A 16022-nucleotide genomic window follows, 5' to 3' on the forward strand; every position below is an offset into this window, starting at 1 on the left:
CCAGCCGCAGCTCGTCCCCCTCGACCCGGTGCCGGCGGCGTCGCAGGAGGCGCGCCGGCGCTTCCCCGACCTCGACCACGGCAGCACGCTGCGGGAGATCACCGTGATCGGGGACGGCGGCCAGGTCTACCGGGGGACGGCCGCCTGGATCGTCTGCCTGTGGGCGCTGACCGAGCACCGCCCCAAGTCCCACTGGCTGGCAACGCCCGCGGGCCTCCCGTTCGCCCGGGTCACCGTCCTCGCGGCGGCCAGGTACCGGGCGGCGACGAGGGCGCCGGCCGGGGCGGCGGGCGCCGCGCACTGCGAAGGGCTGTGCGAGGCGCCGACGCCGGCTCCCTGACCGGGCGGGACGTCACCGGACAGGGCAGAGCTTGCCGGGAGGGGCACCAGTGCCGCGAGCGGCAATGTTTGCCCGCGCAGGAGCGGGGTCCGGTGCGTGTGATCGCAAGGCGGCCGGAAGTCCTGGTAGCGGAGCTACCTGGGCTTTCGGCCAACGCCGCGAGCGCGCGTGCCGGGCCCCGCGACAGGGCAGAGCTTGCCGGGAGGGGCACTAGGCTCGGGGACCGTGAAGGACGAGATGGACACGAAGGACACCAGGCCTCCCAAGAGCGAGCAGACCCGCACGCTCATCCTCGAAACCGCGCTGCGGCTGTTCCAGGAGCGCGGTTACGACAAGACCACGATGCGGGTCATCGCCCGGGAGGCCGGGGTCTCGGTCGGGAACGCGTACTACTACTTCTCGTCCAAGGAACATCTCGTCCAGGGCTTCTACGACCGGATCGCCGCCGAGCACCGGGCCGCCGTACGGCCGGTGCTCGACCGGGAGACCGATCTGGACGCCCGGCTCTCCGGGGTGCTGACCGCCTGGCTCGACATCGCGGCGCCGTACCACGAGTTCGCCGCGCAGTTCTTCAAGAACGCCGCCGACCCCGAGTCCCCGCTCAGCCCCTTCTCCCCCGAGTCGGAACACGCCCGCGAGGCGGCCATCGCCGTCCACCGCGAGGTGCTCGCCGGGTCGAAGGCGAAGGTCGCCGACGAACTGACCGACATCCTGCCCGAGCTGATGTGGCTCTCGCAGATGGGGCTCGTCCTGTACTGGGTCTTCGACCGTTCCGAGGGCAGCGAGCGCAGCCGCCGGCTGGCCGAGCGCGGCGCCCGGCTGACCACGCGGGGCGTCGCGCTCGCCCGGTTCCGGGTGCTGCGACCGCTGGTGAAGGACGTGCACGAGCTGTTCACGGACTTCCTGCCGGGCATGGCCGAAGCGGCGGTCGCCCGCAAGAAGAGCTGATCAGATCCAGCCCAGCTCCCACAGCCGCCAGATGCCGGTGCCGTCCGAGAGGTACTGGGCGCCGGTGACCTCGGCGCTGCTCAGTACGTAGTCCTTCTTCTGCCACAGCGGCACGACGGGCACGTCCCGCGCGATCACCTGCTGGAGTTCCTTGAAGTCGTCGGCCGCCTGCCCCCGCTCGCCGAACTGCTGCGTGGCCGTGATCAGTTGGTCGACCCGTTTGCTCTCGTAGCCGCCCTGCAGCGCGCTGTCGGCGCCGACCAGCGGCGCGATGAAGTTGTCGGGGTCGGGGAAGTCCGGCAGCCAGCCGACCGTGTACGCGTCGAACTCGCCGTTGGCGTAGTCCTTCTGGAAGGTCGTCCACGGCTTGCCGATGGTCTTGACCTTGAAGAGCCCGGTGGCTTCGAGCTGCTTGCGCAGTTCGGCGGCCTCGGGTCCCGCCGTGCCGCCGGGCGCGTAACCGAGCGAGAACTCCACCGGTGTCGAAATCCCGGCGTCCCCCAGCAGCTGCTTCGCCTCGTCGACGTTCGGCTCGGGGAACTCGTCGAAGAAGGCCGTGCTGTGCGAGGTGATGCCCTGCGGCACGAGCGAGTAGAGCGGGTCGACCGTCGAGTCGAAGACATCCGTGACGATCTTGTCCCGGTCGATGACGGCGGCGATGGCCTTGCGCACCGGCAGTTGGGACATCGGTGAGCCCTGGCGCACGTTGAAGACGAGGTTGCGGATCTCGGCGCTGTCCGCCTCGTTCATCCGGATGTCCTCGGCGCTGGTGTCGAGCCCCGCGATCACGGCGGGCGGCATCTGCCGGTGCGTGACGTCGACCTTCTTGGCCTTCCACGCCTTGGCGAGGTCGGCGGAGGTCTTGAAGTAGCGGATGTCCACCGGGCCGCCGGTCTCGCCGATCGCCCCGTGGTACGAGGGGTTGGGTGCCAGGTGGGCGCGGACGCCGTCGTCGTACGACTTGATGACGTAGGGCCCCGAGCCGTCCGCGCCGTGGTCGGTGCGGAGTTTGTCCGCCGGGTACTCGGTGTGGTCGACGATCGCGCCCGCCCCGGTCGCGATCTTCAGCGGGAACGTCGCGTCACGCGAGCGGAGATGGAAGGTGACCGTCTGCCCCTTGGCCTCGGTCGACTTCAGGGTGCTGAAGAGCGGCAGCGGCCCCTGGTCGCTCTTGATCGTCGCGACCCGGTCGACGGAGAACTTGACGTCCTCGGCGGTGAGTTTGTGGCCGTTGGCGAAGGTGATGTCGTCGCGCACCTCGCACCGGTAGGTCATCAGACCCGAGCCCACGAAGTCGCACTTCTTGGCGGCGTCGGGCACCGGTGTGACCGAACTGGGTTTGAACGTCAGCAGTGATTGGTAGACGTTGCCGAAGAGTGCCCAGGAGCCGGCGTCGTAGGCCCCCGCCGGGTCGAGCGAGGTGACGACGTCCGTCGTGCCGACGGTGATCACCTTCTGCCCCGAGTTGTCGGACGGGAGCAGCTGCCAGCCGCCCACTCCGACGATCGCCAGTACGACGCATGTGATGAGTATCCGAAGACGGATCGACCGCATTTTGTTGTGCCCCTCTGTCACACGCCCACCCCTGACCGTGATGGCGCTCACCCAATCACACGGACTTCACATGGGGAAGGGAAAACAGAGGTGTCCCGCACAACGGTCAGGTCACTGAAACCTCTTCACGGCAGTTGGCTGAAAATCAACGATCCGGGCGGTCATGCCTGCCGGGACGCCAGCTCGATCACGGTGATGTCGGAGGGCGCGTCGACCCGTACCGGCGGGCCCCAGGCGCCCGCGCCGCGCGACACGTACAACTGCGTGTCGCCGTACCGTTCGAGCCCCGCGACGGTGGGGTTGGAGAGCCGGGCGACGAGATTGCCCGGCCACAGCTGACCACCGTGGGTGTGACCGGAAAGCTGGAGGTCCACGCCGTGGCTCACGGCGTCGTCGATGACGATCGGCTGGTGCGCGAGCAGTACGGAGGCCCTGGCCGGGTCGCGGTCGCCGAGCGCCTTGTCGAAGTCGGGTCCGTGCCCCTCGCTCTCGCCGCCCACGTCGTTGACGCCCGCCAGGTCGAACCCGGCGATCTCCACCCGGTCGTTCTCCAGCGGGTGCAGGCCCAGTTCGCGTACGTGCGCGACCCAGGCGGCGGCGCCCGAGTAGTACTCGTGGTTGCCGGTGACGAAGAACGAGCCGTGCCGCGCCTGGAGCCCGGCGAGCGGTTCGGCCGCCGGGCCGAGGTCCTTGACGCTGCCGTCGACCAGGTCGCCCACGACGGCGATCAGATCGGGGTTCGTGGCGTTGATGGTGTCGACGACGCGCTGCGCGTGCGAGCGGCCGAGGATGGGCCCGAGGTGGATGTCGCTGACCACGGCGATCCGGAACCCGTGCGCTGCGCGCGGCAGTTTGGCCAGCGGCACGGTCACGCGCTTGACGCGCGGGCCGCGCAGCACGCCGTACGTCCCGTAGCCGACGGTGCCGAGGGCCGCGGCGCCCGCAGCGCCGCCGACGACCCGGGCGACGAAGAGACGGCGTGAAGGAACGGTGACCGTCGCCGTGGCGACGCTTCCTGACGCTTCGTCAGTCTCCGGGAGGTCCCGGCCGGCCGGCGGGACCGGCTCGGCCCCGCTCGCCCGGCGCGCCAACAGCCGCCGCAGCAAGGGCCGTACGACCTCGCCGACGGCGAGCGCGAGCAGCAGGTAGAGCAGGACGGCGAGCCACAGATACCCCGGCCAGGCCAGGACGCGCTGGAGCAGGAACGGCGCCCCGGACCGCCCGACGGCCAGCGCGCCGACGGCGAGCACCGGCATGAGCACGGCGAGGACCGTACCGGTCCTGCGCCAGCCGCTGCCGTCGGCCGTGGTGTCACGGACCAGCCGCCGCCACACGTACCAGTGCGCCGCACCCACCACGGCGACGGCCAGCAGCACCATCAAGACGACCAACACGATCACGAACGGCTCCTGCCCCAGTCGGCCGCGCCGCGCGACGCACCCCGTCGGCACAGTGTGCCGGGCGCCGGTCGGAGCCCGGACGGCGGGCCGTGGTCGGCGACGTGCGTGGTCAGGGCACGCGCGTCGGTTCCGGTTCCGGCTGTGGCTGGTTGTCGTCCCGTTCGCTCCGCAGCGTGCGCACACTACGGAACCCGATGACGCCGATCACCGTCCCCAATACAAAGGACGCGACAGCCAGCATCAGATGCACCCAGAAGTAGGCGGTCGGATCGCCCGCGTCGTCGAAGGCGAGTCCGCTGCCGTCCTGCCAGAGATTCTTAGCGAAGGTGATCCAGATCCACCAGCTCCAGACTCCGAAGGCGAGCAGGAACCAGGAGACACGGCGGCTGAGCTTCATGGACCCAGTATCGCCGTCGTCCCCCGGCCCGAAGAGGCTGGGGTGGGGATCCATGGGCGGGGCATGTACGTTCTGGTGCGTGTCCGCTCTGAAAAAGACCGCCCTGACGGTCGCCTCCGCCGCGTTGCTGCCCCTCCTGACCGCCGCGCCCTCCTGGGCGGACGGCAAGCAGCCCCAGCCGCCCGCCACGATGTCGAGCGTCGGCGGGACGAGGCTCGCCATGGCGGGCACGCAGGTGGATCTCGGACTCGGTGCGCCGGTCCTGCCGAAGAAGCTGTCGGGACGGTCCTGGATCGTCGCCGACGCCGAGTCGGGCGACGTACTGGCAGCGCACAACCCGCACTGGCGGCTGGCGCCCGCGTCCACGCTCAAGATGCTCTTCGCGGACACCCTGCTGCCGAAGATGCCCAGCACCGAGCAGCACAAGGTGGCGCCCGCCGATCTGGCCGGCATGGGTGAGGGCAGCAGCCTGGTCGGGGTGAAGGAGAACCTCACCTATTCGGTCCACGACCTGTGGCTGGGTGTCTTCCTGCGCTCGGGCAACGACGCGGTGCACGTGCTGGCCGCCATGAACGGCGGCGTCAAGAAGACCGTCCAGGACATGCAGGCGCACGCGGACGAGCTGCAGGCCCTGGACACCCATGTCGTGTCGCCGGACGGGTACGACGAGCCGGGCCAGCTCTCCAGCGCCTACGACCTGACGCTGTTCGCCAGGTCGGGGCTGCAGAACAAGGACTTCCGGGAGTACTGCTCGACGGCGACGGCCAAGTTCCCCGGCGAGATGGTCAAGGCCAAGAAGGGCAAGAAGCCGAGCAAGAAGCGCTCGACCTTCGAGATCCAGAACACCAACAAGCTGCTGACCGGCGCCGGCGGCGTCAGCCCGTACCAGGGCCTCGCCGGGGTGAAGAACGGCAACACCACGCACGCCGGATCCACGTTCACGGGTGTCGCCGAGCGCGACGGCAAGGTGCTGCTGGTCACCGTCATGAACCCGTCGTCGGACGAGAACCAGGCGGTGTACGAGGAGGCCGGGCGGCTGCTGGACTGGGGCTTCGCCTCGGCCGGCAAGGTGACGCCCGTCGGCAAGCTCGTACCGCCGAAGTCGGCCAAGACCGACACCCAGCAGGCGGGCGGCAAGCCCAGCGCCGCACCGAAGCCCTCGCCCGACGCCGGTGCCAGGGCCAACGCCTCGGCCGCCGTCTCGGACGGTTCGAGCGGGGTCGGTATCGCGCTGTCCATCACGGCGGGCGCGCTGATCGTGCTGGCGGCCGCCGCCTATCTGGTCAACCGGCGCTGGCCGCTGCCGGACCTGGTCCGTCGGCGTCCGCGTCCCTGACCTGCCCTGCCCGCTCCTCCGCCGCCCGCTCCCGCGCCTCTTCGCGCTCCTGCTCCTGTTCCCGCTCCGCCGCGCGCTCCTTCTCCTGCTCCTTGCTGGGGGTGGCCGTCCAGGCGGCGCAGAACAGGAGCAGCTTCGCCATGAAGTTGATCCACAGCAGCAGCGCGACGGGCACGCCGAACGCGCCGTACATGGACTTCGAAGCGACGCCCTTCATATAGCCGCCGAGCAGCAGCTTGAGCAGTTCGAAGCCGACGGCGCCGAGCAGGGCGGCGACCGCGAGCCTGCGCCGCTCCGGCTTCACGCGCGGCAGCAGCGTCAGCACGTACAGCAGGAGCAGGAAGTCGGCGACGGCCGCGACGGCGATCGCCGCGACCTGGAGCAGCACACCGCCGGCGCCGCCTTCGGGGATGCCGAGCTTGTCCGCCGTCCAGCCGACGGCGGTCGACCCGAACCCGGAGGCGCCGAGCGAGGCGAGACCGACGGCGCCGAGGCCGAACAGGACCAGCGCGTCCTTGCCCTTGAGGACGATCGGATTGCCCTCGGGGCTGTCGTCCAGCTCCCAGACGGCCCGCAGGCATTCGCGCATGGAGCCGACCCAGCCGATACCGGTGAACAGCAGCAGCGCGCCCGCGATCAGCCCGACCGTGCCGGCGTTCGCGACGAGCGTGTCGATGTTCAGCTGGTCGGAGATGCCGGGCACCTGCTTGGAGATGCTGTTCTGCACCCGGTCCAGCTGCCCCTGGCTGAGCAGCGCCGCGCCGATCGCGGCGCCCACGGTGATCAGCGGGAAGAGCGCCAGGAAGCTGATGAAGGTGATGGCGGCGGCGAGTCTGGCCCAGTGGACCCGGTCGAGCGTCTCGTACGACCGCCACGCGTGCGTCTGCATCAGCCGGGCCACCACGGGGCCGATGACGGGGAGCTTTTTCAGCCAGTCCATGGAAGGAGATTTACCCCCGAATCGGAAGTCCAGCGGTTACATCGCCACGCCTCTCGCTCGGCGGACCGTCAGCCACCCATTCATACGAGTCGGATGGCGAAGGCGACAAATTATGAGGTATAGGGCGATACGGTCACCTTCATGTCTGTCTTGACGAAGGAGCACAGCCCGATGAAGGACGCCTTCGGTTCCCCACGGTCCCTGCTCGTCCTCGGCGGCACGTCGGAGATCGGACTCGCGACGGCGCGCCGGCTGATCACCCGCGGGGTCCGTACGGTCTGGCTCGCCGGACGGCCGTCCGCCGGCCTGGAGAGCGCGGCGGGCGCGCTGCGGGCGCTGCACGCGGACATGGACGTCCGTACGGTCGCCTTCGACGCGCTGGAGACGGACGCGCACGAGGAGGCGCTGGGCAAGGTCTTCGCGGAGGGCGACATCGACCTGGTGCTGCTGGCCTTCGGGGTCCTCGGCGACCAGGCGCGGGACGAGGCGGCGCCGCTCGCGGCCGTGCGGGTCGCGCAGACCAACTACACCGGGGCGGTCTCGGCAGCCCTGGTGTGCGCGGCGGCGCTCCAGGCGCAGGGGCGCGGTTCGCTGGTGGTGCTGACGGCGGCGGCCGGTGAGCGGGCCAGGCGGACGGACTTCATCCACGGGTCGAGCAAGGCGGGGCTCGACGCGTTCACCCAGGGGCTCGGCGACGCGATGTACGGCACGGGTGTGCACGTGATGATCGTCAGGCCCGGGTTCGTACGGTCGCGGATGACGGCCGGCCGGACGGCCGGGCCGGCGGAGGCACTGCTGACGACCACGCCCGGGGCGGTGGCGACGGCGGTGGAGCTGGGGCTGCGGCGGCGCTCGGAGACGGTGTGGGTGCCGGGGGCGACGCGGGTGGTGATGTCGGCGCTGCGGCACCTGCCGAGGGCGCTGTTCCGCGCCCTCCCGCTCTGAGGGGCCCGGCCCGGCCTGTCTAAGGCCGAAGGGAGGGGGCGGGGTGGTGGTCGCGCGGGCTGCTCTGCGAGGGCACCCCGTACGTCTCACCGCCGCCGCCGAACGCGTACTCGTGCAGCTTGCGCCACACGCCGTCCGTGCCCTGCTCGTAGAGCGCGAACGAGGTGCAGCTCCACTGCGCGCCGTACTCGGACAGCTCCTCGTAGGCGCGGTCCATGGCGTCCTCGGCGATGCCGTGCGCCACGGTGACATGCGGGTGGTACGGGAACTGCAGTTCCCGTACCAGGGGTCCCGAGGCGTCCCTGACCCGCTTCTGCAGCCAGCTGCACGCCGAGGCGCCTTCGACGACCTGGATGAAGACGACCGGCGAGAGCGGACGGAAGGTGCCGGTGCCGGAGAGCCGCATCGGGAAGGGCCTGCTGGCCGTCGCGACGGCGGCGAGATGCGCCTCGACGGCCGGCAGCGACGCATGGTCGATCTCCGTCGGCGGGAGGAGCGTGACATGGGTGGGGATGGCGTGCGCCGCGGGATCACCGAAGCCCGCACGCTGCTCCTGGAGCAGACTGCCGTACGGCTCCGGGACCGCGATCGAAACGCCGAGCGTTACGGTCCCCACGTCGTTCTCCTCACTTGATGCGCCATTCGCACCACTTGCACCATTTACGCCTGATGTACCGCTTCGCAGGTCATCTGATATGCCCGGCGCCGTCCGCCAGTGTGACTCGCCGCCGCCGCGCTTACCAGCGTGCCCGGTCGCAGGACCGGGTGCTCAGTGCTTGGCGGGCAGGAGGCCGATGCGGTCGTACGCCTGCGCCAGGGTCTCCGCCGCGACCGTACGGGCCTTGTCAGCGCCCTCGGCGAGGATCGAGTCCAACGTCTCCGGGTCGTCCAGATACTCCTGGGTGCGGGTCCTGAACGGTGTGACGAAATCGACGACGATGTCCGCGAGGTCCGTCTTCAGCGCACCGTAGCCCTTGCCCGCGTACGCGGTCTCCAGATCCTGGATTCCGGTGCCGGTGAGCGTGGCGTAGATGGTGAGGAGATTGCTGATGCCGGGCTTGTCGGCGGCGTCGAAGACGATCTCCGAGCCGGTGTCGGTGACGGCGCTCCTGATCTTCTTCGCCGTGACCTTCGGGTCGTCCAGCAGATTGACCAGGCCCTTGGGCGTGGACGCCGACTTGCTCATCTTGATCGTCGGGTCCTGGAGGTCGTAGACCTTCCCGACCTCCTTGACGATGTACGGCGCGGGCACCGTGAACGTCGGACCGAAGCGGGTGTTGAAACGCTCGGCGAGATCGCGGGTCAGCTCGACGTGCTGCCGCTGGTCCTCACCGACGGGCACGGCGTCGGCCTGGTACAGCAGGATGTCGGCGACCTGCAGGATCGGGTACGTGAAGAGCCCCACGGTGGAACGGTCGGCACCCTGCTTGGCCGACTTGTCCTTGAACTGCGTCATCCGGGACGCCTCGCCGAAGCCGGTGAGACAGTTCATCACCCAGCCGAGCTGGGCGTGCTCGGGCACGTGGCTCTGCACGAACAGCGTGCACCGCGCCGGATCGAGCCCGGCGGCGAGCAGCTGGGCGACGGCGAGCCGGGTATTGGCCCGCAGCTCGGCGGGGACCTGCGGAACCGTGATCGCGTGCAGGTCGACGACCATGTAGAAGGCGTCGTGGGATTCTTGCAGCGCCACATACTGGCGGATCGCCCCGAGGTAGTTCCCGAGATGGAACGAACCTGCGGTGGGCTGGATACCGGAGAGCGCGCGGGGACGGTCAGAGGGCATGTTCACCATTCTCTCAGGTACGGCGGACAGCTCGGGTCGGGGTTGTCCGGTCAGACCGGCAGGCCCGGGGCGGGGAACGCCGTCATGAGGTCGGCCACCTCGGTGCGGATCGTGGCCAGGGCGTCCTCGTCGCCCGCGCCGGCCGCCGTGACGCCGCGGTCGATCCAGTCGGCCACCGTGGGCATGTGCCGCGTACCCAGGCCGCGTGAGGTGAGGGACGGGGTACCGATGCGCAGGCCCGAGGGGTCGAAAGGCTTCCTCGGGTCGTACGGGACGGCGTTGTGGTTGACGACGAGACCGGCGCGGTCGAGTGCCTTGGCCGCGAGTTTGCCCGGGACGTTCTTGGGGGTGAGGTCCATCAGGATCAGGTGGTTGTCGGTGCCGCCGGAGACCAGGTCGAAGCCGCGCTCCAGCAGCGCCTCCGCGAGGGCCTTGGCGTTGGCGACGACGGACCGGGCGTACTCGGGGAAGGACGGCCCGGCGGCCTCGTGGAGGGCGACGGCGATGGCGGCGGTGGTCTGGTTGTGCGGGCCGCCCTGGAGGCCGGGGAAGACGGCCTTGTCGATGGCCTTCGCGTGGGAGGCCCGGGACATGAGCATCGCGCCGCGCGGGCCGCGCAGGGTCTTGTGGGTGGTCGTGGAGATCACGTCCGCGTACGGCACGGGCGAGGGATGGGCACCGCCGACGATCAGCCCGGCGATATGGGCGACGTCGGCGACGAGCACGGCGCCGCACTCCCGCGCGATCTCGCCGAAGGCCGCGAAGTCGATGGTGCGCGGGATGGCCGTACCGCCGCAGAAGATGACCTTCGGGCGCTCCTTGAGCGCCAGGTCACGCACCTCGTCGAAGTCGATCCGGCCGGTGTCGGCGCGCACGCCGTACTGGACGCCCCGGAACCAGGTGCCGGTGGCCGAGACGCCCCAGCCGTGGGTGAGATGGCCGCCCATGGGCAGCGCCATCCCCATGACGGTGTCGCCGGGCTCGGCGAACGCGAGATAGACGGCGAGGTTGGCCGGGGACCCCGAGTAGGGCTGGACGTTGGCGTGCTCGACGCCGAACAGGGCCTTGGCGCGCGCCACGGCGAGCCGTTCGACCTGGTCGATGACCTGCTGGCCCTCGTAGTAGCGGCGGCCGGGGTACCCCTCGCTGTACTTGTTCTGCAGGACGGTCCCGGACGCTTCGAGCACGGCGGCGGAGACGTAGTTCTCGCTGGCGATCAGCCGGAGCGTCTCGGCCTGGAGCCGCTCCTCCGCGCCGACCAGCGCGGCCAGCTCGGGGTCGGCGGCGGACAGGGCGGGGTGGTTCGGGGGCAGGGTCATGGCGTCCTCCCGGGACGACTCGGTGCTGCTCGGTCGTGGTCCCGGGGCGCCCAGGCGGGCGGCGCCTCGTGCGGTCCTGCTGGCACGGCTCCCCCGCGGTCCGTTCCGCGCTCGCCAGTCGCCGTGCCCGGCCAGCGTAAGGGATTTGTCGCCCGATCATGGGGACGGTGGGGTTTCTTCTCCGTACGGCCCTGCGGCGAGAGAAACTGGGGTAGGTACCCGCCCACGCAGGACACCTTGTCCCGATCGAACGGAGAACGTGTGTCGACAACGGAGAGCGCCATCGCCTCGGCGGAGGCCCACAGTGCGCACAACTACCACCCGCTGCCCGTCGTCGTCGCTTCGGCCGAGGGGGCCTGGATGACCGATGTCGAGGGGCGCCGCTTCCTCGACATGCTCGCCGGGTATTCCGCGCTCAACTTCGGCCACGGCAACCGCCGGCTCATCGACGCGGCCAAGGCGCAGTTGGAGCGGGTGACGCTCACCTCGCGGGCCTTCCACCACGACCGGTTCGCCGAATTCTGCACCCAGCTGGCCGAGTTGTGCGGCATGGAGATGGTGCTGCCGATGAACACCGGGGCCGAGGCGGTGGAGACGGCGGTGAAGACCGCCAGGAAGTGGGGGTACCGCGTCAAGGGGGTGCCGGACAACCAGGCGAAGATCGTCGTCGCCGCCGACAACTTCCACGGCCGTACGACCACGGTCATCAGCTTCTCCACGGACCCGGAGGCGCGGGCGGACTACGGCCCGTACACCCCGGGGTTCGAGATCGTGCCGTACGGCGATCTGGCCGCGCTCGAAGCGGCGGTGACCGACAACACCGTCGCCGTGCTGCTGGAGCCGATCCAGGGCGAGGCCGGGGTGCTGGTCCCGCCCGCCGGCTATCTCGCCGGGGTACGGGAGCTGACCCGCGCGCGCAACGTGCTCTTCGTCGCGGACGAGATCCAGTCGGGGCTCGGCAGGACGGGGAAGACCTTCGCCTGCGAGCACGAGGGCGTCGTGCCGGACATGTACCTGCTCGGCAAGGCGCTGGGCGGCGGGGTGGTCCCGGTCTCCGCCGTGGTGTCGTCCGCCGAGGTGCTCGGGGTCTTCCGGCCCGGGGAGCACGGCTCGACCTTCGGCGGCAATCCGCTGGCCTGCGCGGTGGCACTGGAGGTCATCGCGATGCTGCGGACCGGGGAGTTCCAGCAGCGCGCCGCTGAGCTGGGCGACCATCTCCACCACGAGCTGGGGCTGTTGGTGGGCGGCGGCGCCGTCGACGCGGTGCGCGGCCGTGGCCTGTGGGCCGGGGTCGACGTCGTACCGTCGCGCGGCACGGGCCGGCAGATCTCCGAGCGGCTGATGGAGCGCGGTGTGCTGGTGAAGGACACGCACGGCTCCACCATCCGGATCGCCCCGCCGCTGGTGATCAGCAAGGAGGACCTGGACTGGGGCCTGGACCAACTGCGCGGTGTGCTCAGCGAGTAGGCCGCGGACCGGCACCCCGCCCCCGGGCGAGCCGGGGGCGGGGCGGCGGTTCAGCTCACCGGGCCGCTGCCGTACGGGCGGGTGATGGCTTCCATGCCGTGGCCCGCCGGGTCGAGGAAGTACACGCCCCGGCCGCCGTCGTGATGGTTGATCTCGCCGGGCTGCTTCATGTGCGGGTCGGCGTAGTACGTGAGCCCGGCGTCCTGGATCCGCCGGAAGATCCCGTCGAACTCCCGCTCCGTGACGAGGAACGCGTAGTGCTGCATGACGATGGACTCGGCCGGGACGGTCGCGAAGTCCAGGGTGACGCCGTTGCTGAGTTCGAGGGGGACGAACGGACCCCAGGTGTCCCCGGCCGTCAGGCCGAGGATGCCCGCCAGGAATTCGGCGGAGGCCCGGTTGTCCCGGGCGTGGACGATGGTGTGGTTCAACTGGATCGACACGGTGGAATGCCTCCGTAAGGCAAACTCACGGACACCTCCATGCCTCACCCGGTCGGTGACCGGCACGCGATGCCGTCCGACCACCCTAGGGCCTGTCTGACACATCCCGCCTGGCTTCCGACGCCTGGCACGCACGCTCGCCGCGTTGTCGGCTCGTCCAAGTACGTCCAGCACGAGGACGCGCCTCCGCCTTGCGATCACACGCACCAGACGCCGCAAGCCCCGCCCTGAGGGCGGACGGCGCCATGTGTCAGACAGGCCCTAGGCCCTGTCGTGTGGATCTTGCCGGGGCTCGCGGGGGCCGGCACCGCGCCTCGCGGCGTTGTCGTCGGTCGACGACACCAGACCCCGCTCCCTCGTCCGGCCTGATCCACACGACAGCGCCTAGGCGCTGTCCGGCAGTACGCGGCACAGCGCGTCGAGCGCGCCCGTCCAGGCGCTGTCGCTCGGCGTCCCGTAGCCGATCACCAGCCCGTCCGCCGCCGGCATCGGCACCCGCCTGCCGGGACCCGCGTCCGGGTGGCGGTAGCGGCTCAGCCCGTCCACGGCGAGGCCCTGCCAGGTCGCGGCCTCGACCACGGCGCGCTCGGTGCCCGGCGGGAGTTCCAGTACGGCGTGCAGCCCCGCCGCGATGCCGCGCACCGCGATACCCGGGTTGCGCTCGGCCAGCGCCGCGACGAACTGGTCACGGCGGCGCCGGTAGCGCAGCCGGGCGGAGCGTACGTGCCGGTCGTAGCCGCCCGAGCGCATGAACTCGGCGAGCGTGAGCTGCTCCAGCGCGCTCGACGCCCAGTCGCTCGGCCCCTTGGCCTCGACCACCTCGGCGACGAGTTCCCGCGGCAGCACCATCCAGCCCAGCCGCAGCCCCGGCGCGAGGGCCTTGCTCGCCGTGCCGAGATACACCACCCGTTCCGGATCGAGGCCCTGGAGGGCGCCCACCGGCTGCCGGTCGTAGCGGAACTCGCCGTCGTAGTCGTCCTCCAGGATCAGTCCGCCGGTGGCGCGCGCCCAGTCGACGGCGGCGGCGCGCCGGTCGGGGTGGAGCGCGACGCCGGTGGGGTACTGGTGCGCGGGCGTGAGCAGTACGGCCCCGGCGCCGGGCGTCCTGGCCAGTTCCCCGGTGCGGGCGCCGTGCCCGTCGAGGGGCAGCGGCGGGGTGCGCAGCCCGGCCTGGGTGAGCAGGTCCCGGTGCTCGTCGAAGCCGTACGCCTCGACGGCGACGGCCCGTACCTTGCGCGCCTTGAGCACCCGGCCCAGCAGCATCAGCCCGTGCACGAAGCCGGAGCAGACGACGACCCGGTCCGGGTCCGCGTACACGCCCCGGGCGCGCGCCAGGTAGTCGGCGAGGACGGTGCGCAGTTCGACGCGGCCGCGCGGATCCCCGTACCCGAAGGCGTCGTCCGGCGCTTCGGTCAGCGCGCGGCGGGCCGCCTTGAGCCACTGCGCCCGGGGGAAGGTGGCGAGGTCGGGCCTGCCGGACATCAGGTTGTAGGTGACCTGGCGGCTGACCGGCCGGGTCGTACGCGCGGTCCTGGCCGGCCTGCGCGGCGCGGCCCGCCGGGCGACCTGGGTCCCCGAGCCCTGCTGGGCGGTGAGCCAGCCCTCGGCGACGAGTTCGGCGTAGGCGTCGGCGACGGTGTTGCGGGCGATGCCCAGGTCGGCGGCGAGCGAGCGGGACGACGGCAGCCGGGTGCCCGGCGTCAGCCGGCCGGTGCGTACCGCCTCACGCAGGGCGTCCATCAGCCCGGCCCGCAGTCCGCTGCCGCGCAGCTCCAGATGCAGATCGGCCCCGAAGACGGTTCCACTGGCCCAGGAATCTGTCATGAAAGTGGACCATACCGCTGTGCCACCGGACGCGTAGCTTCGTACCCATGACCACGAGCGAAGCAGTGCACACAGCGGCAGCGACGACGGACGACCGGCTCCCCGAACACACCCCCCGGCTCGACGTCGCGAAGCTCGCCCCCGACTTCTACAAGGCGATGGTGCGGCTGGAGGCGGCGGCCCGGCGCGACATCGACCCGGCGCTCTACCACCTGATCAAGATCCGCGCCTCGCAGATCAACCACTGCGCGTTCTGCCTCGACATGCACACCAAGGACGCCATCGCCGCGGGCGAGTCCGTGGAGCGGATCATCCAGCTCGGCGCCTGGGCGGAGTCGCAGCACTTCTACACCGCCAAGGAGGTCGCCGCGCTCGAACTGACCGAGGCGGTCACCGTCCTGACCGACGGTTTCGTGCCGGACGCCGTGTACGAGAAGGCGGCGCTGCACCTGGACGAGACGGAGCTGGCGCAGGTCATCGCGGCGATCACGGTGATCAACGCCTGGAACCGGCTCGGTGTCTCCGCCCGTCTCGTGCCGGGCCACTACGTGCCCGCCGCGCACACCCACTGAGCCGGGGCGCTTCGATGACCGTCGCTCTCTTCCGCGCCCTGCACCACGACCGCGCCCCCGGCGACCCGCTGGTCCTGCCCGGCCCCTGGGACGCGGGCAGCGCGCGCGTCTTCGCCGACGCGGGGTTCCCGGCGCTCGCGACCCCGAGCGCGGGGGTCGCCGCGTCCCTCGGCCACGAGGACGGCGCGACCCCGCCGGACGAGATGTTCGCCGCGGTGACCCGGATCGTACGGGCCGTCCCCGTACCCGTGTCGGCGGACGTCGAAGGCGGATACGGGCTCTCCGCCGAGGAGTTGGTGGCCCGGGTCCTCGGTACGGGCGCGGTCGGCTGCAATCTGGAGGACTCGACGGCCGCCGGTATGAAGGACCCGCGGGCGCACGCCGACTGGCTGGCGGAGGTACGGGCGGAGGCGGGCGACGCGCTGTTCGTCAACGCGCGCGTGGACACCTTCATCCACGGCTCGGCCGACCCGGCCGACGCCGTCGCCCGCGCCCGGCTCTATGTCGCGGCGGGCGCCGACTGCGTCTACCCGATCGGCGTACCCCCGGAGAGCCTGCCGGCGCTCAGGGCCGGCGTCGAAGGCCCCGTCAACACGGCAGCGGGACCCGACGGGCCCTCGGTGGCGGAGCTGGGCCGGCTCGGCGCGACCAGGATCACCTACGGCCCCGGCCTGCAGCGCCGGGCGATGGCGGCCGTCGCCGAGATCGCGGCGGGGCTGCGCGGCTGACCGACCGAGCCGTCGGGGGGCGGCTC

General features: G+C 71.2%; 16 protein-coding genes. 7 read left to right on the forward strand and 9 right to left on the reverse strand.

The genetic code is table 11. The annotated features are described in order from the left end of the window. Positions 1-340: hypothetical protein (locus HY68_RS06220; protein WP_041995294.1), on the forward strand; the 340-nt coding region annotated here is incomplete at its 5' end. Between the two features lie 237 nt (positions 341-577). Further along, positions 578-1288, forward strand: a complete 711-nt coding sequence (locus tag HY68_RS06225) for a TetR family transcriptional regulator (protein ID WP_041985358.1) — start codon at positions 578-580, stop codon at positions 1286-1288. On the opposite strand, the gene HY68_RS06230 is transcribed toward HY68_RS06225, so the two are convergent. The 3 genes from HY68_RS06230 to HY68_RS06240 all read right to left on the reverse strand — a co-directional run bounded on the left by HY68_RS06230 (position 1289) and on the right by HY68_RS06240 (position 4639). After that, positions 1289-2842, reverse strand: coding sequence for an ABC transporter substrate-binding protein (locus HY68_RS06230; RefSeq protein ID WP_041985359.1), 1554 nt, complete (start codon positions 2840-2842; stop codon positions 1289-1291). It abuts the gene before it with no gap. 161 nt (positions 2843-3003) lie between these two features. Next, positions 3004-4221, reverse strand: a complete 1218-nt coding sequence (locus tag HY68_RS06235; RefSeq protein ID WP_198533393.1) for a metallophosphoesterase — start codon at positions 4219-4221, stop codon at positions 3004-3006. 130 nt (positions 4222-4351) lie between these two features. Further along, on the reverse strand, positions 4352-4639 hold the full coding sequence (locus HY68_RS06240; RefSeq protein WP_041985366.1) for a hypothetical protein: 288 nt from the start codon (positions 4637-4639) through the stop codon (positions 4352-4354). A gap of 79 nt (positions 4640-4718) precedes the next feature. On the opposite strand from HY68_RS06240, the gene HY68_RS06245 reads away from it, so the two are divergent. Continuing rightward, positions 4719-5975 (forward strand): D-alanyl-D-alanine carboxypeptidase, encoded by a 1257-nt coding sequence (locus HY68_RS06245; protein WP_041985370.1) that lies wholly within the window; start codon positions 4719-4721, stop codon positions 5973-5975. On the opposite strand, the gene HY68_RS06250 is transcribed toward HY68_RS06245, so the two are convergent. Then, positions 5923-6915, reverse strand: a complete 993-nt coding sequence (locus HY68_RS06250) for a YihY/virulence factor BrkB family protein (RefSeq protein ID WP_041985373.1) — start codon at positions 6913-6915, stop codon at positions 5923-5925. The two genes, HY68_RS06245 and HY68_RS06250, sit on opposite strands and share 53 nt — an antisense overlap. A 171-nt stretch (positions 6916-7086) precedes the next feature. Between HY68_RS06250 and HY68_RS06255 the strand changes: the two genes are divergently transcribed. After that, positions 7087-7860, forward strand: a complete 774-nt coding sequence (locus HY68_RS06255; protein ID WP_041985376.1) for an SDR family NAD(P)-dependent oxidoreductase — start codon at positions 7087-7089, stop codon at positions 7858-7860. A gap of 19 nt (positions 7861-7879) precedes the next feature. Here HY68_RS06255 and HY68_RS06260 read toward each other — a convergent pair whose 3' ends face one another. From HY68_RS06260 to glyA, 3 genes are all read right to left on the reverse strand, one after another. Beyond that, positions 7880-8476, reverse strand: a complete 597-nt coding sequence (locus HY68_RS06260; protein WP_041985379.1) for a 2'-5' RNA ligase family protein — start codon at positions 8474-8476, stop codon at positions 7880-7882. Between the two features lie 153 nt (positions 8477-8629). After that, on the reverse strand, positions 8630-9643 hold the full coding sequence (gene trpS, locus HY68_RS06265; protein WP_041995296.1) for a tryptophan--tRNA ligase: 1014 nt from the start codon (positions 9641-9643) through the stop codon (positions 8630-8632). 50 nt (positions 9644-9693) lie between these two features. After that, the gene (gene glyA, locus HY68_RS06270; RefSeq protein ID WP_041985382.1) at positions 9694-10962 is read right to left on the reverse strand and encodes a serine hydroxymethyltransferase; all 1269 of its coding nucleotides are present in this window, start codon (positions 10960-10962) and stop codon (positions 9694-9696) included. 261 nt (positions 10963-11223) lie between these two features. Here glyA and rocD point away from each other — a divergent pair, with 261 nt between their 5' ends. Further along, positions 11224-12429, forward strand: a complete 1206-nt coding sequence (gene rocD / locus HY68_RS06275) for an ornithine--oxo-acid transaminase (protein WP_041985384.1) — start codon at positions 11224-11226, stop codon at positions 12427-12429. Positions 12430-12479: 50 nt separating this feature from the next. On the opposite strand, the gene HY68_RS06280 is transcribed toward rocD, so the two are convergent. Beyond that, positions 12480-12872: a VOC family protein gene (locus HY68_RS06280; protein WP_041985386.1), complete on the reverse strand. Its 393-nt coding sequence runs from the start codon at positions 12870-12872 to the stop codon at positions 12480-12482. Between the two features lie 384 nt (positions 12873-13256). Further along, positions 13257-14696 carry a PLP-dependent aminotransferase family protein gene (locus tag HY68_RS06285; RefSeq protein WP_041985389.1) on the reverse strand — a complete coding sequence of 480 codons (1440 nt, stop codon included), beginning with the start codon at positions 14694-14696 and terminating at the stop codon, positions 13257-13259. Between the two features lie 47 nt (positions 14697-14743). On the opposite strand from HY68_RS06285, the gene HY68_RS06290 reads away from it, so the two are divergent. Next, positions 14744-15268 (forward strand): carboxymuconolactone decarboxylase family protein, encoded by a 525-nt coding sequence (locus HY68_RS06290; protein WP_041985393.1) that lies wholly within the window; start codon positions 14744-14746, stop codon positions 15266-15268. A gap of 14 nt (positions 15269-15282) precedes the next feature. Then, on the forward strand, positions 15283-15996 hold the full coding sequence (locus HY68_RS06295) for an isocitrate lyase/phosphoenolpyruvate mutase family protein (protein WP_041985397.1): 714 nt from the start codon (positions 15283-15285) through the stop codon (positions 15994-15996). Positions 15997-16022 lie beyond the last annotated feature (26 nt).

This window comes from Streptomyces sp. AcH 505 (assembly GCF_000818175.1).
Lineage (GTDB): Bacteria > Actinomycetota > Actinomycetes > Streptomycetales > Streptomycetaceae > Streptomyces.